This window comes from Pseudoalteromonas sp. JC3 (assembly GCF_030291895.1).
Taxonomy (GTDB): Bacteria; Pseudomonadota; Gammaproteobacteria; order Enterobacterales; family Alteromonadaceae; genus Pseudoalteromonas.
The window spans coordinates 991,569-1,016,264 of record NZ_CP127855.1 but is presented as its reverse complement, the minus strand read 5'-3'; the positions used below and the strand labels follow the sequence as shown (position 1 = coordinate 1,016,264).

The 24,696-nt window shown below is 44.0% G+C and carries 14 protein-coding genes; 4 read left to right on the top strand and 10 right to left on the bottom strand.

Annotated features, from left to right (window positions below; translation table 11 throughout):
- Nucleotides 1–187: 187 nt before the first annotated feature.
- Nucleotides 188–3,166 carry a Tn3 family transposase gene (locus QSH61_RS04020; protein WP_000985631.1) on the bottom strand — a complete coding sequence of 993 codons (2,979 nt, stop codon included), beginning with the start codon at nt 3,164–3,166 and terminating at the stop codon, nt 188–190.
- Nucleotides 3,167–3,279: 113 nt separating this feature from the next.
- Nucleotides 3,280–3,873: a Tn3 family transposase gene (locus tag QSH61_RS04015; protein ID WP_000107352.1), complete on the bottom strand. Its 594-nt coding sequence runs from the start codon at nt 3,871–3,873 to the stop codon at nt 3,280–3,282.
- Between the two features lie 283 nt (nt 3,874–4,156).
- Here QSH61_RS04015 and umuC point away from each other — a divergent pair, with 283 nt between their 5' ends.
- Nucleotides 4,157–5,329 (top strand): translesion error-prone DNA polymerase V subunit UmuC, encoded by a 1,173-nt coding sequence (umuC, locus tag QSH61_RS04010; protein ID WP_001142610.1) that lies wholly within the window; start codon nt 4,157–4,159, stop codon nt 5,327–5,329.
- 10 nt (nt 5,330–5,339) lie between these two features.
- On the opposite strand, the gene mobI is transcribed toward umuC, so the two are convergent.
- The gene (mobI, locus tag QSH61_RS04005; protein WP_000348524.1) at nt 5,340–5,783 is read right to left on the bottom strand and encodes a conjugative transfer protein MobI(A/C); all 444 of its coding nucleotides are present in this window, start codon (nt 5,781–5,783) and stop codon (nt 5,340–5,342) included.
- Nucleotides 5,784–6,247: 464 nt separating this feature from the next.
- Here mobI and QSH61_RS04000 point away from each other — a divergent pair, with 464 nt between their 5' ends.
- From QSH61_RS04000 to QSH61_RS03990, 3 genes are read left to right on the top strand one after another with little or no spacing between them, the layout of a single operon-like run.
- Entirely contained in the window at nt 6,248–7,222 is a 975-nt protein-coding gene (locus QSH61_RS04000) for a ParM/StbA family protein (RefSeq protein ID WP_000497807.1), read from the top strand.
- A gap of 2 nt (nt 7,223–7,224) precedes the next feature.
- Nucleotides 7,225–7,494: a hypothetical protein gene (locus tag QSH61_RS03995; protein WP_001995600.1), complete on the top strand. Its 270-nt coding sequence runs from the start codon at nt 7,225–7,227 to the stop codon at nt 7,492–7,494.
- 1 nt (nt 7,495) lies between these two features.
- Nucleotides 7,496–8,737, top strand: coding sequence for a tyrosine-type recombinase/integrase (locus QSH61_RS03990; RefSeq protein ID WP_065274792.1), 1,242 nt, complete (start codon nt 7,496–7,498; stop codon nt 8,735–8,737).
- A gap of 16 nt (nt 8,738–8,753) precedes the next feature.
- Here the strand turns inward: QSH61_RS03990 and QSH61_RS03985 are convergent, their stop codons facing one another.
- The 7 genes from QSH61_RS03985 to QSH61_RS03955 all read right to left on the bottom strand — a co-directional run bounded on the left by QSH61_RS03985 (nt 8,754) and on the right by QSH61_RS03955 (nt 24,649).
- Entirely contained in the window at nt 8,754–8,948 is a 195-nt protein-coding gene (locus QSH61_RS03985) for a helix-turn-helix transcriptional regulator (protein WP_000127614.1), read from the bottom strand.
- Between the two features lie 1,413 nt (nt 8,949–10,361).
- Nucleotides 10,362–11,933 carry an NAD(P)-binding domain-containing protein gene (locus QSH61_RS03980; RefSeq protein ID WP_010604445.1) on the bottom strand — a complete coding sequence of 524 codons (1,572 nt, stop codon included), beginning with the start codon at nt 11,931–11,933 and terminating at the stop codon, nt 10,362–10,364.
- A 47-nt stretch (nt 11,934–11,980) separates the two neighbouring features.
- The gene (locus QSH61_RS03975; protein WP_010604446.1) at nt 11,981–12,811 is read right to left on the bottom strand and encodes an amidohydrolase family protein; all 831 of its coding nucleotides are present in this window, start codon (nt 12,809–12,811) and stop codon (nt 11,981–11,983) included.
- A gap of 21 nt (nt 12,812–12,832) precedes the next feature.
- Entirely contained in the window at nt 12,833–13,822 is a 990-nt protein-coding gene (locus QSH61_RS03970) for a methyltransferase (protein WP_206471712.1), read from the bottom strand.
- 271 nt (nt 13,823–14,093) lie between these two features.
- Nucleotides 14,094–15,086, bottom strand: a complete 993-nt coding sequence (locus QSH61_RS03965; protein ID WP_010604448.1) for a TauD/TfdA family dioxygenase — start codon at nt 15,084–15,086, stop codon at nt 14,094–14,096.
- Between the two features lie 15 nt (nt 15,087–15,101).
- Entirely contained in the window at nt 15,102–16,040 is a 939-nt protein-coding gene (locus QSH61_RS03960; protein ID WP_010604449.1) for a TauD/TfdA family dioxygenase, read from the bottom strand.
- Nucleotides 16,040–24,649 (bottom strand): non-ribosomal peptide synthetase, encoded by an 8,610-nt coding sequence (locus QSH61_RS03955; RefSeq protein WP_206471711.1) that lies wholly within the window; start codon nt 24,647–24,649, stop codon nt 16,040–16,042. Before QSH61_RS03955 ends, QSH61_RS03960 begins: the two co-directional genes overlap by 1 nt.
- Nucleotides 24,650–24,696: the final 47 nt, after the last annotated feature.

Below are 24,696 nucleotides of genomic sequence, written 5' to 3'. Positions count from 1 at the left end.
CGTACCCTTTCCAGACCTCGTGGGGGTCAAGAGCGTAGGCGCAAACCCGCCCAGCGACTGGGATTCTGACCAAGGCGCGTTCTGTCTCAAGGTGGGGTTCTAGGGATTTTCCCCTCTAAAAAGACATAATCCTCTGTAGACCACACCAATAAATGGCTGCGGAGGTGGTTTACTTTCAGCTTGGAGCCTAATCATCCACTATCGGCCTTGTTATTTCGCCAATATTGGGCAATTTCCCAGTATTAGTGAAGTTATACGTTCCGCTTAAGTTGATATTTTGCCACGCAACGGGCGAAACAGCACGAGTGATACCCGCTTTCTCTTCATCTCCTCTCGCTTCAAAGTGTCCCAGAAGATGACTCAGTATCGCGGAGTTGAAGTAGATGATCGCGTTGGCAAGCAATCTTGCGCATTCATTCCAGATAGCGATTTCAGACTCGTTTTTGCCACGGAACTGATCACCATTCACCGACGCAATGGCTCGTCTAAGGAAGTGCCATGCTTCTCCCCGGTTCAGGGCACGTTGCACATACTGCCGCAAACTGGCATCGTCGATGTAGTCAAGTAAATATTGCGCTTTAACCAGTCGATTATACTCCGTCAGAGCCTGTAATATTGGGTGTCCAGAAGGGTAACCAGACAACTTTCTTACCAGCATTGCTTGTGTCGTCCGCTTTGTCTGAAGTGACAGAACAATACGCCTGATATCTTGCCATCCCGTTGTAATAACATTCGTTCTGATAGGCTTCTTTAGCGCCAGTATGGTGCTGCCTTGTTCACTTTCAGTCACATCAAACAGATCATTGATGACACTACTGAACTGCGCGTATCGCGGTGCAAAACTGTAACCGCATAGATCCAGTAAGGCGAAGTTAACATGATTGACACCGTGTGTATCTGTCGAGAGTACGTCAGGTTTGATTTCACTGCTGTTGGATTGTAACAGGTCATAAATATAGTGTGATTCGTGCTCGTTGGAACCGATGATCCGAGCATTGAGGGCGCTGTGGTTGGCCACCAGTGTCATGGCCGTGATCCCTTTGTTGGTGCCGAAATACTTAGAGGAGTACCGGGTTTTAAAGGTTTCCAGATGGGTTTCGAATTTCTGACCATCCGCACTGGCATGCAGCTGGTCCTCCTGAATATGGTAGTGGCGGAAGATGGGTAGCGCTGCAACCGCATTATTGATCACGTCGCTGGCGTCATGCAGCGTTTCAGGCCGGATATAGTTGGCCTGCACCGTACTCAGGTGTTCATAGCTTCGATCGGAGATCTGCGCCATGCCATACACACCACGGTGAGTGGCGTTGGCAATCAGAATGGCCAGTAAATCATCCTGATGAGTGAACCCTTGTTTTTGTATCGGAAGTACATGAGTCAGACATTTCATGAACCCGGTTTCGCGCTCTACATACCGCAGTACATCCGCGATACCGACCGGTTGCATTCGCTTAAAAAAGGGATTGTTGACCAGAGATGTAGCGCTTTTGGTCGGCAGACGCCAGCGGGTACCGGTACGATTTTTCATGATCACATTTCGATTGTCTCCCTCATCAATATGGAGAGCAACGTCTTTGAGTGCACTTTCCAGCCGGTGTTGTTTCTCCTGTAACAATAACTCTGCGGGCTGTTTTAGTCTGTCCAGTGTTGATGAGGCCAGCAAGGTATCCTGCGATGTCTGGGGGATCAGGTCGTCTTCCAGTGCGCGGTATTTGGTAACATTTGGCAAATAAATGCGTCCATTCAGTCGTGAGGTTAACTGCCGGTAGAGCAGCCATTCGTAACGTTGCGGGTTAACGTTATCCTGTTTAACCAACCATGGGAGGTGCTTTTTCGGGATGAGCGACGTATCCATCGTCTTCAGTGGTCCACCGAATGCGATTTCCGTCTGCATCTGTTGAAGTTGGGCGACGACGGCTTCTGAGCCTTTACCGGCCTCACATTCAAGGCACAAGAACACCTGCCTTAACAGTTGCTCCAGGAGATTGCATTGTTCATCGTAATGTTGCCACTGGTACTCTTCCACGGTCCGTTTCTGTTTTTTCAGGTAAAGGCAGAGGGTCTGGATATCCCTGTCATTCATGACCTTCAATGCCTGTTGTCTGACTACTGAGAAGGGTTGATTATCATCAATGTTCTCATCCACAAACAGATGCAGTAACTCTGCCGCTTTCGTGACATTGTCCGCGGCTGACTGCCAGGACAGGAACACTGCTTGTTGTGCAAAGGTGTTGGCAGCTTCTTGTTGCTTGCGGATATGGTAAATGAACCCATCAGTTAACCGTTCCAGTGCCAGTTGTATCCGCTCTGTCAGGTGACATAGCAACCATAGATGCTGCTGTGCGCGTTTGAATCGTTTGAGTTTACTACCGTAATAGTTGATGAGCTCACCGAAGTGTTGTCGATTTTTAAGAGACAGATTAAGCCCATCGATAACGCCATTGATTTGCGTGCGCCATGGCGCTAACTGATGATAAAGGGCAAGCTCTTTTTTAAGTTCAGGTACGGTCAGACTTTTTGCACCGCCTCTGAGCTGGTTCAGGCTTAGTCCGTCATCAATGGCTGTTATGCTGTCCAGAAAGACGTGAAGTTCAGGACTGGTGAGTTGATTAAGTTGGTGCGCCAGGTCTTTTCTGACCTGCTGCATCGCTCTGCTTATCAGTCTCTGGAGTACGGTGTACCTAGGGATAGCAATGCTGTGACTGGTTAGGAATTCAATAGCAGTATCAAAGAGGTAACGCGGCTCCAGCCAGGCATTGCCCACCTGAACAAGGTGGTCGAAAAGAGAATTGAAGTGCTGACTTTCGTCCCATTTGTGATAACCAGCAAGGTCTAATACTTTTGCGTAGAGTCGATCTTTTTGTTTTTGTGAGGGAGTGAATGGTCTGAGCCCCTTGCCGCCAAGCAGCTCTTTACTGATGAACATTAAATCCTTAGAAACCTGCGAGTAAGCGATATCTAGGATGACGGGCTTTGATTTGAAGTATCCCAAAATCGCGACAAAGTAACATCTATGAGCTCTGAGACGAATTGACCGAAAAACTGCCAATTCCGCATCGTTCAGAGAAAAGTACAGACGTTGTTCTTCGATTGAAAAAATGGGTGGGGAATAAAGATCTGCCTGTTCTGCTCTCGTGAGAATAGTAATTTCGTTTTTGATGGCCATATCAGGGCTGTTCCGTATTAAATGTACGATATTTACCTAATTTGCCACACTTATAAGTAGTAACCCACCTCCGCAGCCATTTATTGGTGTGGTCTACAGAGGATTAAGTCTTTTTAGAGGGGAAAATCCCTAGAACCCCATTGTGATACTTGGTAATCATTCCCCCCACGAAATTTATTGCCATTAACTGAAGTAATAGCACGTTTTAACTGATGGTATGCTTCACCTCTGTTCAAGGCTTGCTGGACGTAATGACGCAACGTTGAATTATCAACATACTCCAAAACATAAATAGATTTAATTAAACGGTCGTACTCATGCAATGCTGACAATCTTCGGCTCTTGCCGTTACTCAACTTTCTAATGATTGTGCTTTGAGTGGTGGTTTTACGACTCAATGAACAAACAATATGCTGAATATTGTCCCATTCTTCAGCAATTAGCTTATGATTAATATCTTTCTTTAATTGAATACGGCCTCCGTTCTCTTCAGTCACTTCAAATAGCTCAAAAAACACCTTTTTCATTTTCGCGTATCGAGGGGCGAATGTGTAACCAAAGAAATCTAATATAGCGAAGTTAACATTATTGGTACCATGCGTATCGGTCGATAAGGTATTAGGCTGTATATCTGAAGAGTTGTTATAGAGTAAGTCAAAAGCAAAGTGACCTTCATATTCGTTAGCGCCAATGACTTGCGTACTCACCGGAACATGACGTGGTCAACCAAAATTGACCAACCCAGTTAAGCTACTTTTTTCAATTTCTTCATGTCCGCCTCATATTGATTTGAAATTTCCATACTTTATCTAATTCATGTTTTTCTAAATTAGCTAAAATGCAACTCAGAAATGTCCAGAAGTGAGTTGTGTGGTGTCGAGTGGAGATTGTACGATTAAGCCCCTAAGTAATTAGTCCGTCAGTCTCCCTCGGTAATCAAATTAGTACATCTTAGCGATCAAATTGGTAAAAAATTAGACATGTAGATGAATGCCCACCTTAAAAAATAGACAGCGGGTTGGGCTGGGTGATTTTTCTGGTGTTAGACGCCAGCAACCCATGCGGCAGAATGGTTGCTCACTTACTCGTCTATTTTTAGCGGGAATTCTTAGCCAACTGTACGCGCTGTATGCAGATTTAAGCAGTCGAGTGATGCGCACTTTGGAGGAGATGGCACCACGAGTAGAGGTTTACTCTATTGACGAAGCGTTTTTGGATTTAACCGGTATTGAGTCTGCCATATCTCTTGTCGAGTTCGGACAACAAGTGCGAGAGCGCATAGGCCACTGGATTGGGATCACCGTCTGTGTAGGCATTGCACCGACTAAAACACTCGCCAAACTGGCTAACCATGCCGCCAAAAAATATCCAGCTACTCAGGGGGTTGTAGACCTGACCAATCCAGATCGGCAACGTCGATTGCTCGCATTAGTCCCGGTTGATGATGTTTGGGGCGTTGGTAGACGGCTTTCTAAGCGTTTAAATGCGTTGGGTATCACCACAGCCTTAGATCTCGCCAATGCCTCTCCTAGAGCCATCAGAGACCAGTTTTCAGAGGTTTTAGAAAGAACCGTCAGAGAGCTCAATGGTGAGTCGTGCATTGAACTTGAAGAGATCCCGCCAACTAAGAAGCAAATCGTCTGTAGCCGTTCATTTGGCGTAAAAGTGACGCACTTTGAATTTTTAAGTGAAGCCGTATGCGAATACGCAACCCGCGCCACTGAGAAACTTCGCAAAGAACAGCAGCAAGCCAAAGTGCTGACCGTGTTCATACGTACCAGCCCCTTTAAGGACAACGAGCCGCAGTACAGCAACTCTGCATCGGGTGAATTGCTAATCCCCAGTTGCGACACGCGGGATTTTATCGAGCTGGCCAATCACTTACTCAAGCGGATATGGAAGGATGGTTTTCGTTATGCCAAAGCGGGCGTCATGCTGTCTGACTTTTACGATCCTGGCATGTTTCAACCAGGACTATTCGATGACGTATCGACCCGCTCTAATAGCCAGCAGCTAATGTCTGTATTGGACACCATTAACCAAAGCGGTGCCGGAAAGGTTTTCTTTGCTGGACAAGGACTCAAGAAAGATTGGTCGATGAAGCGAGAGCATTTGTCTCCCGCTTATACAACACGCTGGGACCAGTTACCGCGAGTGAAGTAGCGCAGTTGACTCAATACGCATTCACTCTGCGACGCAGCATGTTGAGCTTATCAACCTGGCGTCGAATATCACTGAAGAATTCCTCTTTCTCCATGGCCAGCGCTAGCTCCCATTCTTTGGCCAAACCTTGGCAGTCTAAAAATGCGTATCTCAGCTTCGTCTTTGAGATACGCAGCCCCTTGCTAAAGACCACGCGTTTGCCTCGTTGACCGTGAAAACTGTTGATATACCACTCTATGCCAAAGCCATACTTAAAGTCTCTGATACGGACACCAAGCAGACCCCAGTCTTTAAAGGGCTCATTCTCTCGAACCTTGTAATGGGTAACCCAAAAGTCATCAACTTCAGCTCGTGCCAGCGCTTTTAGCCTGTCCGTTTCTTGCTGAAGTAAATCTGATACATCTGCTTTCCATTGTTCATTGACGATTTCTACCAAACCAATTTCCCCATCCAATTAACCCCTAAAGCCAAAACCACTATCCGTTTGGCTTTTGGATCGAAACGCCAAACGTAAAACTGCCGTCACAATCACTGTTTGGCGTCTCGATATAAATCGACTCGCTCAATCCCATACCCGACAAGGGATACAGGCTGATTTCACTTAAAAACACCTAAAAAGACGTATCGCCATGAAGATACAAACCGTTTGGCAAGTTCAGGCCAGAATGCAAACGACGTTTGGCGTCTCAATTTTTTTGGCTAGGTCACCAGCCGCCAAACAGAGCCTATTCTCATACTTTTGCAAAAATGCAATAGGCAGATAGATGAAAGGATTTGTCACCTTTCTGCCCACCGCCAGTGCACCGAATCCTGATAATGACATTTGAGTAAACCGCCAGAGCACTTGGAAATGCCCAAGCGTGAACAGCGCGGTTGATTGAAAACCGTTAGAGCACTTTGAGTGCACAGGAGATAAGTATGTTTGTACTAGGCGTAGATATCGGTTACTCAAACCTGAAGCTGGCAATTGGCCAATCAGGTAGTGAACCGAAAACCATTATTCTACCTGCGGGTGCCGGTCCAGCGGATCGTATGCCGGAGCGTATCGGTGGAGGCGATGATGAAACTTGTTTGTATGTCTCTGTCGATAATGAGCGCTGGGCCGCTGGTGTTCCTGCTGGACGCCTTCAAGGCTGGGAACGAGAGCTTCACCCGGAATATCCCACCACAAAAACCTATAAGGCACTTTTTCATGCCGCCTTGTTAATGGCTGAAACAGAATCCATCGATTTGGTTGTCACTGGATTACCGGTTTCCCAGTTTCATGAACCACAACGTAAGTCTGACCTTGTGCAGCGTTTAAAAGGTGTCCATCAAGTGACGCCTAAGCGCAGCATCACCGTTCATGACGTCAAAGTACTACCACAGCCTGCCGGTGCCTATATGGATCTGGTTCAAACGGGTGGTGATCTGGGCTTGATTGAAGAAGGTCGTGTCGTCGTCATTGATCCCGGCTTCTTTTCTGTTGATTGGGTTGCCCTTGAGGCCGGAGAAATTCGCTACAGCTCATCAGGAACCAGTCTTCAGGCAATGTCCGTGCTACTGGAAACCATCGATAAGCTGATTTCGGAAGATCATGGTGCCAAAGTCGGAATGGATCGACTTGAAAAAGCCATGAGAACCGGCGACTTACAGGTCCTGCTATTTGGAGAAAAAGTCGATATTTCACCTTATCTGAATGCTGCCATGAAAAAGGTAGCGCCTGTTGCTCTTACAGCCATGCGTCAATCCATGCGTGACGAAAGCATTAATGCGGACTTGGTATTGATCGCCGGAGGTGGAGCCTTGGCTTATAAGGAAGCGGCCAAGGAGATTTTTTCACGAAGCAAGATCATCGTGCCTGAGCAGTCTGTTTTGGCGAACGTCCGAGGCTTCTGGTTTTATGGGGCATGATCATGAGAGTTGTCGTCAACATTCCCCCAGGGAGCCACCCAGAACTACTCAAAGAATTGGAAAAGACGCCACCACGGGAACGCGCTGAGCGTCTGCGGATGCTGGCAACCTTTGGGTTAATTCAAATGAGCCAACCCAATCTATCCACGACATCTGTACCGGTGGATGGCCTTGCACCAGATGGTGAAGTTACTTCTATGAGTACAGCGCCAGAACCCAAAGCAGAAACACGTAAACAATCATTAAAATCAAAACTAGGGCTGGGCTTATAACATGGCGTTATCAGTTAGCTGGCTCGATGCCAGGTTAAATAAAGAAGCAAAAGAAACCGTAGTAAAAGCCGACCGAGATGGGCTAAGTGCTCGGGTATCGCCCAAGGGCAAAATTGTTTTTCAGTTTCGTTATCGGTTCGATGGCAAGCAACAGCGGGTAGACATAGGTACTTACCCCCTTATGAAGCTGGCTGAAGCCAGGAATGAGCTGGATAGGTTAAGGGCAGTACTTGATCAAGGCCGAAACCCCAAGCTTTACCTACAGCAGGAACGGGCTAAGTATTCTGCTAATCAAAGCTTCGAATCGATTTTTCGAGACTGGATAGACTCTGCCGGTAAGCAAGGGCTAAAGGAGAAAACGTGGCACTACCAAAAACGCAGCAGTGAAATATATTTGCTGCCCCGACTTGGCAAGTATCCATTAACTGACATCACTGAATTGTCCTTGCGAAACTGTCTTCGTGAGGTTTCGGAATCGTCTCCGTCAAACACAGAGCGCCTAGTGTCTGTACTGCATAAGTTCTATGACTGGCTGATTGATGAACAAATTTTGGAAATTAACGCTGCCGCTGGGATCACAGCAAAAAAGGTTGGCGGTAAAAAAGGAAAACGAACTCGGGTGCTAAATGACAACGAGATCAGGATACTTTGGCGCTATTTGCATGAGTCAAAAATCACTGAGAAGAATCGCATCTACATAAAACTGCTTCTCTTATTGGGAGGGCGCAAGGGCGAACTCATTCAAGCTGAAAAGCATCACTTTGACTTGCAATCTGCAATGTGGACAGTGCCCATAGAGATCCGCAAACAAGGTGAGAAAATTGGAGCGCCGATCATGCGGCCATTGATTAAGCCAGCTATTGAGCTGATTGAACTGGCGATGCAGATGAGCAAATCAACCTACTTGTTTCCCGCGAACGGACAAGAAGAGCTTGCCACAAATGGCTTTGATACCACTATTCCTAACAATGTGAAAATTTGGGCTCGCAGGTCGCTTAGTGTCGAGATGGAACATTGGTCTATGCATGATCTTCGCAGAACTATGCGAACGCGAATGTCGGCCATCACGACGCAAGAAGTTGCCGAGTTGATGATTGGCCACAGCAAAAAAGGGTTGGATGCTATCTACAACCAATATCAGTACCTGGATGAAATGCGTCATGCTTACGACGTTTGGTATCAACAGCTAGAGACCATCATCGAGCCGACAGGCTTTCCGTTCAACTGGCGTTTCGGACAATAAAATAAAAGAAAGAGGCTCAGTCCTCTTTCTTCTCATACTCCTCCAAATCTTCAATGTGCCACAGCTTGTTTCGTGTATTTCGGTTGATACGAGGTTGCGGCAAGCTGCCATCTTTTATTCTTCGCCAGAGCGTCGTATAGCTAATGTGGTAACGAGCCATCACTTCGTAAGATGTTAGAAAAGGGGTTACCTGGTGCGCTACTGCTGTCATCTGCATTCTCCTGAAAATCAATGTAAAGCTATCATCGCCTGATTCATCACTTGTTGATGGTCAGAAAGATGCATGATTTGTTCAGAAGATCAGCCTTATCGAAACACGAATGTTGCTATTAGGTACTTTTCAGCTCAAACCTATGAATAACAAGGGCTACAAGGCGGTTTGTGTCATGAATAGCAATCAACACGCCTAACGAGAAAAATTTGTACACACTGTTTGTACACTCGCAACAATGACACATCAAAAACCACAATGACGAACCCTTTAAATTCATAAACTTATAAACAAAAAACTAGAGATGATCGCATTTATTCCGCTTTTGTAATGTCGAAACCAAAGTACCAAAAGCAGGAAGTACTTTCTTCATCAAACCCAGTAAACACAAGGCCTACAGCCAGATTTGTGTCATGGAATTTTCACCAAAGGCCTCTAAAACGGAATTTGTACTCAAGTTTGTACACATTTTCCGAGGTTACGCTTGAACATCATTGAAAAGCAAAGAAACGAGAAAAAGACAAAAAGCCTTTAAATTCAGTACGTAGAGATGTGATTGTGGTGTGCAATGAAAGGTGGTTTTAAGCATTGAAAGGCTGGGCGGCATCAGGGTGCGAGATAATTGCAAAGGTCCTTCGCTTGTTGATTTCATTAAGAAAATCTTGGGTAGCCATGTATAAATTCTTTTAGTTTGTACACGGATTTGTACATATTTTCGGAAGCACGCTCTTTCTTGCCCTTCGCTTGTCAAATCCGTCATGTTAATCGTAGTTGGCCGCTATTTTCGCTGATCTTGACTTTATAAACAATCAATGTTTGCCGAATCGCGTACTATTTAACCTGAACTTCGGATAATTAATGCCTTTCTAGCAGAAAGGTTTTAGTGCTAACTGCGCGGTAGCAGGACACGAGCGCGGGATTATCCCCAAAACTCTCTGGCTAGATAAGGAAATGATTTAATGTGAGTTCAAAAACAATTAGTTAGCTCATTCCTTCTCCAAGCCTCAGGCTATTTACGCTTATTGTACACCAACCTTGCTATTGAAACCGTCACTTACCTTTTTTGGTTAAACAACATAGCGAAATATTTGTGTAAAGTTAGGAGCTCAACTCCCGTTCCTTACTAGCGACAAGCTACCTATGTCCATATGAGTAAGGCAATAACCTTACCCTTTAGTAGTTCCAAATAAATGAGAAATATTTAACGCAGTTAGCATCAGATTTGATTCTTCAAATTGAGCAAATAGTAAGACAAATTGGTATTAAACAGCACGGCTCAACTGGCGCTCGTAGCAACATTTTAATCGACACCTTAAAAGGTGATGGAATACAACGCATGGGGAAAATTTGTTTTGCAGGACTCAAAAAGAAAGCAGCCCCGAAACACTTGCTTTGGGGCTGTTTCATAGGGGATTAGGCCAACTCTTCAGTTTTTTGTACTAAACGAATTGCTTCATTGATAAAAGATTGTAGTGGGTGTAAGTGAATATCTTCTTTCCAAATAGCCAATAGATCCTCAATAACGTGGTGTTCAGAAACTAGCTCCGTCCCTTGATACTCTCTAATTATTGGATGAAGAAATTGGCTGTGATCTGAAGCCGCGACATTTTCTCTATGGATCCGGTTGGCAGTAAACGGGTCAAAGTCCGCATCTATACCATATTCTAGTGTTACGGTGAAAAACTGTCTTTTCTCTTTTGCTAAAGATTCAAGCACATGATTTATGGGTAAAGAAAAACCATAATGTACTTTGTCACCATCTGGGTAAAAATAATCACCTATAAATCCAGGCTGCTGCCACATAGCACCGGACTCATTAACCTGATCAAGCACGAGTTGAGCAACATCTTCGTTGTTACAGGTAACTTCAGGGTAATGCTCGCCCTGCTTTTTGTTTAATATCGTATTCAATGCTCGACTATTATATCTAAACCCGTGAATAAATCCTGATGTCGCCATTTTATAATCTAACGAATGGGTCAAAGTACCCGCAAAATACATATTTTTTTGATTAACCGATTCAAAATCGTTATTTAATTTTGGATACTTATCTTTGATTGTGAGCTCTGGCTTCGTCTCTTCACTAAACAAACTAGTATCAATAGCAAACCCAGTACAACAAAGTACTTTGTCATACCATAGTTCTTCTAGCTCCCCTTCAGCATGCTTGTATTTAAATAATACTTTAAAGCGTTGATTTACGCATTCAATCGACATAATCTCTGCGTCCAAGACTGCATTTTGCGATTTGAGTTGATAGGTATCAAGCACGTTGTTATTCACCGCTCTCAAATGACCCACGTAGTGTGTTTTCCATGCAAAATTTACAGAATTAGGACTACAAAGGTGGATGATGGCTGCTGAGGAAACTAAGTGATCGGCAGTTTCAAAGGCTGAGTTACCTTTACCAATCACTAGTACTGTTTGGTTTTCATAATCCTTTGTGTCAATTGACATCTCAGTATAGTTTTCAGCTAACTCAATTCCTTTAATCTGTGGGATATGTGGTTTCAAAAAGCCACTTGCAACGATTAACTTCTTAGCAAGAAAAACGTTCCCATTTTGATCTGTTAGCCTATATAGTGCATCTTCCTTATCTATATTAACAACTCGAGTGTTACATCTCACTTTAATGTCAAAGTGATTTACATAATCTTGCATATACGTAACTAAGCTGTCTGCCTGAGGAAAAAACTCCTTATCATAATCTTTAAATAACAAAGAATAATCATCGGACAACAATGAATTCCAGTCATGCCTCATATTGAATTCAGGATTGTCGCTCCCAGTGAATCGCTTATTTATTGAAATTAATTTACGATGCCTCGGAAACTTTTTATAAAAATTCCCCGGTTGCTCACCGGCTTCCAAGATGAGGTAGTCTTTTTGGTCACGCTCAAAGTAATATCCTAATTGTACCCCTGCAGGTCCGGCCCCAATGATAATATGGTCGATATGTTGCGTGTTATGTTCAGTACTATTCACGGTTAAACTCCAAATTTTTGATGACGGTTGAGTCCAAGCAGTGATGCTTAAAAATCTCTACGAGTGAGCAGACTTAATGCATTGGTACGCATTATTTTTTGCAGTTGCACTTCACTCAATCCAGAGTGTAAATAGCGCTCAACTAATGCCTCATAATTGCCACATACAGGCCAGTCTGAGCCAAATAAAACTTTGTCTACTACTTTGGGGTTACTACGAACCAACTCAGTCACCACATCGATTGGTACTAACGCAGTATCAATAAATGCATTTGGGTACTTAGTAATTACTTCAACAGATTCTTTGTACCAGTGCGGCTTACCTGCATGGCACAATACGACTGCCAACTCAGGACATGCCTCAAAAATAGGAATAAAGTCCGCGGGGTTACAGTACATTTGTTCTGTATCTTTTTGAGCCGTAAACCCGGTATGAAACATGATCACCACTCCATGCTGTTCACAGAGTTTATAAATTTCCATCATGTCACTACTTAATGCATCAAAACCATGATCAGCAGGATAGAATTTAAACCCTCTGACTCCAGCCTCTATACTTTTATGAAATTCAGCTATCGGATCCTTGTGATAATTAGGATTAACACTACCAAAAGGCACTAAACTATTGTTATCTTTACAACGGTTAGCGATCATTTCACTGGTAATAGAATAGTTTGTACCCGGCCCACATTCAGCCAGAATAATCCCTGTGCTTACACCCGCGTTTTGAAGGTAGGCAGACATTGCCTCACCATTTGAAAATAGCTCCTTAACATCAGCCCCATCTTCTAACGGAATTTTTTGTATTAAATCTTGGATGTCTTCACGCAGTTGCGGGAAATCACCCGCATGGATATGAAAGTCGATAATATTATTCATGGTATTTCCTTTTGTATTTTTTTATAAACTACCGGTTACGATATGCCTGTCAGTCCCTGTTTCTATCAGCTCTACACAAGAGAAACCCGCCTGGTGTAAAAGAGATTTATACTGCTCAAAGCTACGATGTGCGCCTTCGGTATGGAGCATCATGTTTAAGTGCATTACAGCAGTTGAATAGCGACTTCCAGCAACATCAAAAAGTCTTTCCAAAATGAATACTTTACCGCCACTTCCGGCGGCCAACTGAGCGTGAATTTTAGTGAGGATGGCTACTGATGAATTCTCATTCCAATTAGATAAAACGTTGCTCAGCAAATAGTTATTGCCATTAGGTATCGAGTCTTCAAAAAAGCTGCCAGCTTTAAATCGAATGCGGTGAAAAAGGGGATTATCATTACAATACCTATCAAACTCAGAAGCAACCTCAGGAAGGTCAAATACTGTAACGCTTTGTGCCTTGTTTGCAGCGATCAGCATACTGGCTACTGCACCTGCACCACCACCAACGTCAACAACATCTCCGAGTGCGTCAGGTAAAAATGAGATTAAGGGTTGGCCTGAACAGTGACTCAGCTCCCACATCGCAGCAGCAAAACTATAGCTTTTGTCTTGGCTGTATATATCATCATATGGCGAGCGAGGCTTTTCCTCACCAGTCAAAAGGTTTTCTAATTTAAATATGGACTTGCGACCTTGATCGCATACAAATTGAGTGAAGTTTCCTAAATAACGTATGTGGGTTTTATCGAAGAAGGGAAGATAATAATCCTCAACAGCGAAGCCATCACCACGTTCCGTGAGAATATCTAGTGCATTAAGCGTCAATAACATTCGATGCAGAGCTTCAGGTGCTAGGTTCAGCTCTTGCGCTAGCTGGCCGATATTTGTTCCTGGTGCCTGAACTAACCGTTCAAATATGTTGTATTTAAAACACAGAGCAAGTAATTCAGTAACGACATAACCATATAAATGCTTGTCGTACTCCTCAAGACTATACAATTCTTTCATTTTCCTTGCCTACCTATAGACAGTACTTGTAATTAATTCGCTAGGAATACTTGAACTGCAGTAAAGAGAAGTCGTTACATCAAGTACTTGGCTACATAGCTTGAAAGCAAGGAGGGGCAGAAAACACTCGCCTGACTTTCAGCGTTTAGCTGTTCAATCATGATTAAAAATGTGTCAATAGTGACCAAAACTGAACACTTTGCGAACAGGTTAACATGTTAATTTAATTAATTTCAAGTAAATAAATAATTTACAAATGATACAAAATGGTTCAATTTTTCATATCTGCCATCGCCACTACAACTTTTCTATTGCCGTCGAATTCATCTCGACCATGCGCAATAATGCGGTTATCAACCATTACGACATCTCCTTGTTGCCACGTAAACCGCACAGCGCAGGATTCATAGGCCTCTGCAATCAGCTGCATTGTTTCATCAGAAATAACACTCCCGTCTGCAAATGTAACATTTCGTGGTAATCGATCTTGTCCCAACAACTCAAGCAAAACGGCCCTCACCTGAGGTTCTAGACAAAATGGGTGATGTAGTTGCACTTGGTTGAAAAAGCTTACTTCTTCTGGAGATAAGACCAGTACGCCAGCCGTTGTGAACTCTGTAGTTATCGTATCATCTGCGTCGTGACTAAATGTTAACCCTAGCCGTTCACAAATAGTTTTGACTTCATCAAGGCTGTCTGTTTTGAAATAGTCCTGCCAAGACACGTCGAACCCAGCAGAGAAGTTACGCGTATATTTCAATCCCTTTGCTGAAAAATCCTGCTTGATATGCTCCGGTAAAGCCTTGTATACAGCACGACAATCCACTAATGGCGTTGCCCCTCCAACAGCCGCTGGCTGTTCACAAAAAAAGAATTGTTTTGTTGGCCAAACCCCAGTATTGGAACTTTCATTATGGAAAAGTATTTTCATGTTATTAGGGTATGGTGTGGACTTGTATATTTTCTTACCAACCTCTTTTTTCGGTAAATCGCCATAGTTACCGTAAAGGTCAGGACAAATGGCTGCGGCAAATGCTTCAAAATGCTCAGGAGTTGGTAATGAGAAGTCTCTAAAAACCAGTGCAGCATCGCGTTGCAATAAATCTAAAATAGCTTCCCGATTTGTACTTGCCCATAAAACGGGATCTGCTATTGCGATACCGGACAAAAAAGTAGGATTAGTGACCGAGGACGGCGTTAAGTTGGACTCAATCAACGTCGCGAATGACTTAATATCAGCACCATCTATTATTGTATCTACCATTACTCTCTCCTGAAGTTAGGCCATGCCTACAAGCACTTTCCTGGCACCTTCAAAAGGTTGCCGGCCATGGGTAAAACGTAAGTTATCTAGCAGTAAAACATCGCCTTTTTGCCAATTGAAATGGAACATTTCCTGTTCATAAATTTCCCGGATTTTTGCCAAATCAGCTTCAGGAATGTCACTGCCATCTCCAAAGTAGGTATTTCTTGGTAATCTTTCAGTGCCAAACATTGATAAAAAACTCTGTTTAGTTTCAGGGTCAAGGCTTGAAATGTGGAATAAATGAGCTTGATTAAACCAAACTTTAAAGCCATGTAGCGGGTGTTCAATTGCAGCTTGATTAACCTGCTTGGTCCGCAACTCATTATCAAACCATTCAAATTCAAAACCGTTTTCATGACAAAAACGTTCAACATCCTCTTTACTGTCGGTTTGAAATACTTCAGTCCAAGGCAGATCAATGTCGCTATAGTTTCGTACATACATGATTTGCTTAGATTCAAATTTGGCACGGATCTCCGCTGGTAATTTTTCATATACCGCACGACTGTCAGCCAACGGTGTCGCTCCGCCTTTTCCTGCCGGTAACATACAGAAAAAACCTAATTTTTGAGGCCACTTATTCGCATAAGAACATTCATTATGCTGCGGTATCACTTCGTCATGGTGATACTCAGTGGCAGTGTAAACATTTCCTCTAAGTTCGGTCCTAGGCGTCGAGCGGTATTGGTAGGAAGCTAACTCACAGCCAAACAACGTGCTAAGCGCTTGCCCAAACTGCTTACTACTCACAACGTTTAAACCTCGAATGAGCAGCATTCCGTGCTCATCTAACATGCCATTGAGTTGCTCCTTATGCTGTGTCACCCAATCAAGTGATTTCATACCTGACAACTCGACTTCAAGTAGTACTTCTCTATCTCGTGCTTCGGGTAGTGGTTTAGTCTTTAACATTATCCAGTTACTCCTTCATTTTTCTTATTCTTTCGCTTTAAACTCTGTTTTATTAGATCGGCTATCATGACTACAGCATCACCTTCGAGTAGACTGGCATGTGTGGTCTCAAATTCATGCACCTTCAGCGGCTGTTTAAAGGCCTGAGTAAATGACGCAGGCTCAATCACCCCGCCTTCTGAAGCAGTCGCTTTAAACAACTCAACGGCTAAATCTAATGGTTCTTGCATCGCCTGAGCAGTCGCCAAACTACGCCCTAAATCAACCCCAAATTGCAACGCTGCGGTTAGCACATCGCGTGAAAGTGGGAAATCAGGTTGTGAGGAAAATATTGACTCAATGATGGCTTGCATCAGCTCATCGTAGCTGTAGCTACAAGTTGGTGCTAATTTCGTGGCGATATGCTTATCAATATAGCGAGCGCTATTTAACAGATAATCATGGTTACTTTTCACTTTTCGAGATATGCCTATCGGAAGTGAATCTATCATGCCTAAATAGGCAACATTCCGGCCTCGTTGCTGTAACGTAGCAGCAACCAAGTGCGCGAGTGTGCCACCAGCAGACCAACCTATGATCCTATAAGGCCCCTTTGGTTGCGTAACGAGGATTTCTTCTACATAACGCTCAGCTAGTTGCTTTGCAGAATCAAATCGATAGTCAGACTGGTAATTGTATGGCGCTTGTAACCCTAGTAGCTGATATTCAGGCTGCAATTTAGCTGCCAACTGGCGATAGTTATCAACACGCCCCCCATATGGGTGAATCGCGAAGATAACTTCTTCAGCTTGTTGCCCCAATAAAACAACTGACTCTGGCTGTTTCGGTGCTTGGCCTTGACCTTCAACCAATTCCACGACCCCAGCAATGGTATTGATTTTGCTCATTTGCTGAGCTGCTATTGTGATCCCCTGCTTCTTCAACAAGCCAATCACCAAAATCATTTTTACGGAGTCACCACCTAAATCATAAAAGTTTTCTTCGACTCCTATCGTTTCAGCATCGCAGCCCAAATATTGCGCCCAAGCTCGAGCAACGGTTAATTCCAAAGGCGTTTCAGCTCGTTTTTTCTCAACATTCTTTTGCACACTTGGCAATGCACTTTTATCTACTTTTCCGTTGCTTTTTAATGGGATATCTTCCACAAAGACAATCGCACTTGGTACCATGTAGTGAGGTAGCCATTGCTGGGCAAGATTTAATAGATTACTTTGTTGCTCCACAGCACCAGCTTTGAGCTTGATGTAGGCCACCAAAGTTTGCTCGCTGTTAAGTATGACAACGGCGGTACTAACACTAGGTGAGCGCAGTAAAGTTAGCTCGATCTCTTCCAGTTCAACGCGGAAACCACGAACTTTGATTTGATTATCTTTACGTCCGACATATACCAAATCTCCACTTTCATCTCTATATACCAAATCCCCCGTGGCGTAACGACGCGAACTATCGGACGCCCAAGGGTCAAGAGTGAAATATTGATCCGTTAACGACGATTGTTTTATGTATCCTAAAGCAACACCGCTTCCTGATAAGTACAGCTCACCTACGATGCCATCAGGCACCAACTCTTTGTTATCATCCAGCACACAAGCTCGCATTCCTGAAATAGGGCGACCTATCGCTATTGGCTTAGCATCCACATCATTAATAACCTGTGTACATGCACCAATGGTAGTTTCTGTTGGACCGTAGTGATTAATTACTTCCACGCCATCATTAAGTAGCGTGCGAATGACTTGACGAGCATCGGATTGAATAGCTTCACCACCCACGAATACATGGTTTAGCGATGTCAATTTTCCATCATAATGTGTCAACAGTGCAGCCAATAGACTCGGAGTCAGCTTAATCACATTAATCTCACGTGCAAGGATATGCTGGGTAAAACTATCACCGCTTTGGATCAACTCTCGACTACCTATATCTACACTGCCTGCTGTCGCCAACGCTAGAAGTATCGAGGTGTAACCCAAATCTGTGGCAAATGAAGTAAGGAGAGCAAAGCGACTATGTTGGGCAATCGCGTGTCGAGATAACATGGCATCAACGTAATGGCTTATGTTGCCATGACTCACGGCCACTCCTTTAGGTTTACCAGTTGTGCCCGACGTGTAGATAATATAAGCGATATCATTAGCGTGAGGGATGTCCCCCTCAAACTCGATATGTTCAGAAGCTAGTTTTGTTATGCATAGCTGTCGTTGAGACTTGGTCATTGCATGTTGAGTCGTGGGCTCAGTGAGCGTTAGGTCTAGCTGTGCATCTTGAGCAATGAAAGCTAGACGTTCTGTTGGCCATTCCTTTTCCAATGGCACAAATGCAGCGCCAACTTTAAATGTCGCTATAATTGAAGCTAAATAACCCACGCCCTTTTCGAGACAAATTCCAACCCGACTTTGTTTACCGATACCGTTTTCTGATAACTGTGTAGCGATTTGATTAGCAATTGTATTTAATGCTCGATAATTCGTACTTACCCCATGGCTATAAACAGCTTCAGCCTCTGGATAACTGGCAAATTGATGCTTTAAGGTAGCAATAAAGCTCGGGGAAGTTTGTGTTTGTCGGCCATAACCACTGTTCACTAAAACAGCTTGTTGCTGTGCTTTGGTTAGCCAAGCTAATGTCGATATTGGCTTATCTGATCCGTGTGACATGGCCGTAAGGATTTCGCCAAGGCAGCTACGAAGCTGTTCTATCCCGTGTTTTGAATAATGATTACTATGGTACTCGAACTTAATCTTGAGTACCTCGCCATGAGAGGCTATCAAAGAAAGAGGGAAATTGTTGCCTTGCTGCGATTCAATATTTTTGATTTGCAGTGACTGCTCTGTGTGCCTACTCGCATCGGATAAAGAGCGCGGATAGTTCTCAAATACTAATAGGCTATCAAAGAGGCCGCGACCGGCATGTTCACTAGATAACTTTTGAATTTTTGATAACGGAAAATAACTGTATTCATCTCTTTCAATATAATCTGATTGGAGCTGTAGTAACAGCTCAGATACGCTCTGCTCTGAGTCAAGAGAGATGACCGCGGGCACTGTGTTAATAAATAGCCCCACCATTGACTCTACCCCATTCAAATCTGCAGGGCGGCCGGATACGGTTGTACCAAACGTAACCTGTTTACTGCGGTTTGCTCGACTCAACAATAAAGCCCAAGCAGCTTGCAATACAACATTCAGGGTGGTGCGCGTTTGCTTTGCAAGCAGAGTTAACGCATTAGTTTGCTCGACTGTTAGTTGTAAATATTCCCTCGCAACCACATAGTCAGGCTGCTCTAGGTAACGAGAAAAAGGTAAATGACTTCGTTCAGTAATTTGACCCACTTGAGTACGCCAAAACTGCTCAGCTTTATCACTATCTTTACTTTGTAGCCAGGCGATGTAATTTTTGTAAGGCACGGCTGGCGATAGTTGTATATCTCGCTTGTTACTTAATGCATGATAAATCGCTAATAGCTCGGAGAAAACAATACCAGAACACCAACCGTCGATTAATGCATGGTGCTGAGTCCACAAAAGCTGATAGTGTTGGGGTGCCAATTGCCAAACGGTTACTCGTACTAAAGGTGGCATATTGACATTAAAGCCTTCCGCCTTGTCTTCAGCACGCATTTGATTGACTATCGCTTGTTGTTCCGCCACATCTAGTTGACTTAAATCAAACTCTTGCCAAGGTAATGTCACCTGTTGATGGACAATCTGATTGATTATTCCTAGTTCTGACGTTCTAAATCCAGTTCGAAAAATGTCGTACCTATCTACCAGACACTGCCAAGCAGCACGCAGATGGCCGAGATCAACCTCACCAATCACTTCCATAAATAGCTGGTTGGCGTATGCACCACGCTCCAAGTGACTATGGTATAGCATCCCTTCTTGCATTGGCGTTGTCGCATAAATATCTTGAATAGCTTGGCCTTGCGTCCAGCTTTTTAGCTCTTGCGGCTGGACGGTTGCTAACGGAAAATCCGACGCCGTAAAAATACCGGCTTCAACATCACAGCAGTGCTGAATAATCTCTTCTAAACTTCTGACAATTAGCTGGTTTAACTTTTGGAGAGACTCGCAGGAGTAACCGTTTTTGTCATAGCTCAAGTTGAACTGTAATTGCTCGGCCAAAATTTTACCGTTGAAGCTAAGCCCGTGTGTTAACTTTCTATGAGGGCTGATAGCTCGCCCGGTACCTTCCTCTACAGCAAACAATAGCGATTGCTCATTGATCACCTGCTTAAATTGGCCTAGATAGTTGAATACAATTTCAGCGTGAGGTTCAACATTACTCCCCAACAGACCTGCCCGAGCTAATAACCCAAAGCCGAGTCCTTTATTTGGAATGGCACGGTATTGCTCTTTTACTGCACAAATTAGCGCTTCAAGATCTCCATCAGGCGCTTCTAATGTAAGTGGGTATGAGGTAGTAAACCAGCCGATAGTGCGACTGAGATCATGGCCGCTATCAAGCTCTTCGCGACCATGCCCCTCTAAATCTATGCGCATGATAGACTGTTCCGACCAAAGACTAAAACCACGTAATAGCGCTGCAATGAGTAGCTCATTTATTTGTGTTCTATAAGTGCTATTAGCTCGTTGCAACAACAAGCTTGTATAATCCTTATCCAATGCAAACTGTAAACTACCAACAAACTCATTACTTATGTATGCCTCACTCGTCTCACCGCGCCGATAACTAGGTACAGGTAGCGCTAACTGCTCTCGCCAATAAGCAATCTCGTTGGCATTCTGTTCTAGATTTGGCCATGAGTCTAAATACTCGCACCATGTTTGATAAGCGGTGGTCTTTTGCCCAAGCTCAAATAGAGCATGATGAGTGAGCTCTTGGCTCTTATCTAAACAGCGCTCAAAGTCTTCCAGCAGAATACGCCAAGAGACTCCATCTATAATAAGGTGATGGCAAATAATCAGCAGACGCTGCTGCTGTTTTGGATCAGTAAACAAGACCACTTTGAATAAGGGGCCAACTGTAATGTTGAGGCTTTGCTGTAACTCATCCGCAATACCTGTAATTGAATTTAAATTATCAACATTGATTACGCTTAGTACTGCGTCAATATCAAAACTTGAAGTGTCAGCAAACTCACCAACCCAACCAGTATCTTGATGTTTAAAACGCAACCTCAGTGCATCATGCTGGACCACTAAGCATGTAACAACTTGGGTCAGAAACTCTTTAGTTAACTGGATTTGGCAACCGAGCATAACAGCTTGATTAAAATGATTTAGTCCAGCCTCATCCATAAAAAAAGCTTGATGAATAGGCAGTAATGGTAAGGTTCCAGCACTTGGCTGCTGTGAGACCTGCTGTACTTGTGAAGTCGAAACATGGGCAGCCAGTGCAGCTATGGTTTGGTAGGAGAACAACTGCTTAACAGAAAAGTACAATCCAACCCTTGCGGCTCTCGACACTAGCTGTATAGACAAGATCGAATCACCACCCAGTTCAAAAAAGTTACTCGTAACACTTAGGTGTTGTGGTGAAAGTCCCAGCAACTGAGCATACAACTCAACCAGTTGATGCTCTATATCATTGCTTGGCGCTTGGTATGATTCTTGTTGCGCCAACATATCTATTTTGGGTAGTGCCTGTTTATCAACCTTGCCACTTTGGGTGACAGGCAGTGCATCAAGCACAGCAAAACCTGCAGGGATCATATAATTGGGCAAACGCTCATGCAGTTGTGCTTTCACCGATGCAATAAGTTCACCGTCAGAGCCAACTACCTCATTGCTCGCTACAATGTAGGCTAGCAACCTACGCTGTCCCGCAGCCAATTCTTCAACAACTACTTCTGCCGCGGTTACACCAACAGCTAACAGTAGTTGCTGCTTAACTTCCTCAGGCTCAATCCGGAAGCCTTTAATACTCACTTGATCATCAATACGTCCCAGATATTCAAATTCTCCGCGGCTATTTTGCCGCGCAATATCTCCAGTAAAATACCACCGCCCCGCCCCAAAAGGGTTCGTGATAAATTTTTGCAAAGTCAGCTCTGATTTATTCAAATAACCTAAAGCCAACCCACTTCCCGCTATCACTAACTCTCCACACAAGCCTTTCGGTAAAGGTTGACCGTCGCGACTCAAGACAAATAGTTGGGTGAAATCTACAGGAGTACCAATTGTGACCTGATGCTGGGGTTTTAGCTCAGCAATACTGGCACACACTGTAGACTCGGTGGGCCCATACGCATTAAACATAGGGTATCGCCCAGCCCACTGCTCGGCCAAACCTTCATCGCAAGCCTCGCCTCCGACCAACAGAGCTTTAAAATCATAATTATCATGATAAGGAAGGTGGCGAAGAAGTGTCGGCGGCAACAGTGTGTGAGTAATACTTTGTTGCTGTAAAAACGAGCTTAGCTGTGCAGGATCGGTTTTACATTGCGGATCGCAAAAATGTAGACTGCCACCATTTAATAATGCCCATTGCCATTCCATGATAAAAGCATCAAAGCTAATAGTGGCAAATTGTAGTACTCGGCAATTAGAGTCAATTGCAAATCGCTGCCCCATATAGAGCCCAAATTGCAAAGCACTTTGCTGCGAAATGACAACGCCTTTGGGATTGCCTGTCGAACCTGAAGTGTAAATCACATAACTTGGTAGTGTAGATGGGTCACCTTGGTGGGGCTCAAAGCCTTCAGTAACATAATGATTTAATATTCGTTGCTCAAAATCATCATCGAAACATATGACCTTGAGGCCATCACGCTTGTCGAGCCCTATCTTTTCTTCCGATGTGATCACCAATGACACTGATGCATCATCAAAAATATACTGTAACCTCGCCTTAGGTAAATCAGGTGAGACAGGTAAATAGGCTGCTCCAAGCTTCATAATGCCCAAAATAGTATATATTAAGCGCTCATTCTGAATCATACTTACAGCCACAATATCGCCAGCACCTACCCCCAACTCTTGAAGATGTATAGCCATTTGTGTCGAGGCGCTATCAACTGTTTGATAGCTAATGTGGTTATTTTGCGATATTAACGCGGTTTGGTTATGAAGCTTTTGGGCCTGCGCACTAAAATGAAGATGAACATGATCTGCTAGTGGCTGACCTTCAAACTGCGGTTGGTTGGGAGTAACTAGCTTCGTGCGCTCAGCATCAGTGATCATATTGATGCGACTTAAGGGCAAACTAAGATCATCGCAATTTAATAGGGAGATTAGGGTACATTCAAAAAAATCAGCAAATTGTGTTATCGTTTCAGGCTTAAAAATAGCACTATCATAAACCCATTTGATTTGGCCTCCTTGCTCACCCAAAGCAACGTTAATATCTATATCAAATTTAGCTACCACCCCTTTGCGCTCAATAGGTAGTAACTCAAGGTGAGGTAGCTCTAATGCAGTGTTTTGACCGCTCGTTGTACTTAGCAGTACCTGAAATAATGGGGTGTATTGGGCGCTTCTGGCTGGCACGCAATGCTCAACTATCTGCTCGAAAGGAATATCTTGATTAGATTGAGCATCTAAATTAACTTCTTTAATGTGTTCAAGATATGCATTAACACTAGACGCATCGACATTTGCTTTTAAAACGAGCGTATTAACAAAAAAGCCAACCACTTGCTTCAACTCTGACTTCATTCGGTTAGCGGCTGGCGTTCCCACTACAAATTCAGCTTGGTTACTACAGCGTGCCATCATAAGATTCAGCACCGCATGAAATAACATGAATGGAGTCAGTCCATGCTCCTTTGCAAACATCAACGCTCGACGGCTTACGCTGCCTTCGAGTCGTCTGGAAAGTTTAAGGCCTTGATAGCGTTTAAAATCTGGCCGTGGATAATCCATGGGTAGACGATGAACGGCAGGCATTCCTTCAAGTTGATGCTGCCAATATTCAAGTTGCTTTTGCAACACTTGCTGATCCAAGTGTTGGCGTTGCCAAAGTGCAAAATCACCGTATTGTATCTCCGGTTCAACGACACTCGCTGGGCGGTCATCAAGTTGAGCCTGATATTCTGCCACAAATTCACGCGTGACAATTTCCATCGACCAACCATCAGAAGCAATATGATGCATACTAAACAGTAATACCCCAACAGCCTGTTCTTGCTCGCGTGGCAAAGAGATATAACTTGCTCGGAGCATCACATCGGTACTTAAATCGAACGGTTTTTCACATTCGCGCTGGAGTAACTCCTCCATCGTATTCGCATTTGGTGCACATTCGTCACGGCTCAAGTCGTAAACTGTCATTGCAAATTCAGGAGTCGCTTGAATAATCTGAATAGGCTCTCCGTCCTTGTCATCATATGTCGTTCGAAGCACTTCATGGCGAGTGATGATCTGTTGTATTGCCTGTTGGGCCGCCACAACGTTAAACTCTCCTCTAACGGTGAAGCCTCCGGAGATATTATATTCTGCGCCCTGGTCAGAAAGCTTATCGAGAAACCACAGGCGTTGCTGTGCAAACGATAAAGGCAAGGTGTTAGACCCTATTTGCCGAGCTGTAATTTTGCTTTGTTTCTTAGCCAACATCTGGGCGCGCTTTTGCTCTGCCAACTTTTTAATCAGCGCGGCTCGCTTGCGATTTGACTCTGCCACTGACTGTGTATTCTCAATATCCATTTTCGTTATACCTATTTTGTTATGCGCTATATCCGGAGGTGACGATA

Excerpts from the sequence above, each read along its gene's own strand:
- QSH61_RS03990 (WP_065274792.1), top strand. The coding sequence starts at position 7,496 with ATGGCGTTATCAGTTAGCTGGCTCGATGCCAGGTTAAATAAAGAAGCA.
- QSH61_RS03975 (WP_010604446.1), bottom strand. The coding sequence starts at position 12,811 with ATGAATAATATTATCGACTTTCATATCCATGCGGGTGATTTCCCGCAA.
- QSH61_RS03955 (WP_206471711.1), bottom strand. The coding sequence starts at position 24,649 with ATGGATATTGAGAATACACAGTCAGTGGCAGAGTCAAATCGCAAGCGA.
- QSH61_RS04020 (WP_000985631.1), bottom strand. The coding sequence starts at position 3,166 with ATGGCCATCAAAAACGAAATTACTATTCTCACGAGAGCAGAACAGGCA.
- umuC (WP_001142610.1), top strand. The coding sequence starts at position 4,157 with ATGCCCACCTTAAAAAATAGACAGCGGGTTGGGCTGGGTGATTTTTCT.
- QSH61_RS03985 (WP_000127614.1), bottom strand. The coding sequence starts at position 8,948 with ATGACAGCAGTAGCGCACCAGGTAACCCCTTTTCTAACATCTTACGAA.
- QSH61_RS03965 (WP_010604448.1), bottom strand. The coding sequence starts at position 15,086 with ATGGTAGATACAATAATAGATGGTGCTGATATTAAGTCATTCGCGACG.
- QSH61_RS03995 (WP_001995600.1), top strand. The coding sequence starts at position 7,225 with ATGAGAGTTGTCGTCAACATTCCCCCAGGGAGCCACCCAGAACTACTC.
- QSH61_RS03960 (WP_010604449.1), bottom strand. The coding sequence starts at position 16,040 with ATGTTAAAGACTAAACCACTACCCGAAGCACGAGATAGAGAAGTACTA.
- QSH61_RS03970 (WP_206471712.1), bottom strand. The coding sequence starts at position 13,822 with ATGAAAGAATTGTATAGTCTTGAGGAGTACGACAAGCATTTATATGGT.
- QSH61_RS04000 (WP_000497807.1), top strand. The coding sequence starts at position 6,248 with ATGTTTGTACTAGGCGTAGATATCGGTTACTCAAACCTGAAGCTGGCA.